The organism is Acinetobacter sp. WCHAc060033, assembly GCF_004209125.1.
Classification (GTDB): Bacteria; Pseudomonadota; Gammaproteobacteria; order Pseudomonadales; family Moraxellaceae; genus Acinetobacter; species Acinetobacter wuhouensis.
Genome location: NZ_SGSW01000144.1, coordinates 1 through 1,312 on the forward strand (window position 1 = coordinate 1; position 1,312 = coordinate 1,312).

Consider the following 1,312-nt stretch of genomic DNA (forward strand, 5'->3'; position numbering starts at 1 on the left):
CCAATCTTGATCCGAAACGCTGGTGGATATTGCTCGCTGTCGTGCTTGCATTTCTGCCGATTGTGATTGATATGACTGTACTGCATGTTGCGGTTCCCTCATTAACCCAATCGCTGAGTGCCACAAGTAACCAAGTCTTATGGATTATTGATATTTATCCATTACTTATGGCTGGACTTTTAGTTCCGATGGGAACTTTGGCTGATCGTGTCGGCAATCGTAAGATTCTGCTGATTGGCTTGGTTATATTTGGAATTGCCTCAGTCCTTGCGGCATTTTCCCAAACGGCTTCTATGCTGATTGCCGCACGTGCTTTATTAGCATTAGGCGGTGCCATGATTATGCCCTGTGTATTGGGTATTATTCGCAGAACCTTCGAAGACAGTCGCGAACGTGCCATTGCGCTGGGTATTTGGGGCACAATCGGATCAGCCGGTGCCGCCATTGGACCGCTCATTGGTGGGGGATTGTTAGAATATTTCTGGTGGGGTTCAGTTTTCCTGATTAACGTCCCAATCATGCTGGTTGTCGCACCAATGTGCTATTTCTTATTGTCCCGAAAAGAAGCTATAACCCCTGGACATTGGGCATTTGGTCAAGCGCTATTGCTGATTGTCGGTTTGATTTCGTTTGTATATGCACTAAAAGCAGGCTTAGGCGGTAAACAGTCGTTGTTGATTGTCTTGCCTTTGGTCGTTTTATCTATCGGCTTATTAACCATATTTGTACGCAAACAGCTGAATTCTCCTCAGCCGATGCTAGATCTTTCGCTATTTTCACGTCCTGCTATTTTAGCCGGCATTATTATGGCAATGGTTGCTGCAGGCGCTTTGGCAGGGGTTGAGTTAACTTTGGCAATGGAGCTGCAATATGTCATTCGTTTAACACCGCTGCAAGCCGGTCTTTTTATGGTTCCGATTATGGTTGCGGCCGCTATTGGCGGGCCTATTGCTGGTTTTTTATCCAATAAATTTGGACTCCGTCTGGTTGCGACCATGTCATTAATATTGGCAGCAATTGCGTTGGTCAGTTTGAGTTATTCAGATTTTCATCATCCGGGAATCATCGTTCCCTTTATTTTAGCTTCGATTGGATTAACACTGAGTATTGGTTTAACAGCTTCATCCATTGCGATCATGGGCTCAGTACCTGCAGAAAAGGGCGGTGCGGCAGGTTCACTTGAAAGTACAGGTTATGAACTGGGTACAGGACTAGGTATTACTTTATTTGGTGTTTTCATGGCCTATATATTTGGCAGTCATCTTCAAGTGCCGTCAGATTTAACTGCTGTTTTAGCAGAAAAAGCCAGACT

The 1,312-nt window shown here is 45.0% G+C and carries 1 protein-coding gene; it reads left to right on the forward strand.

Annotated elements, in window-relative coordinates:
* Positions 1-1,312: MFS transporter (locus tag EXE10_RS20965; RefSeq protein ID WP_130114594.1), on the forward strand; the 1,312-nt coding region annotated here is incomplete at both ends.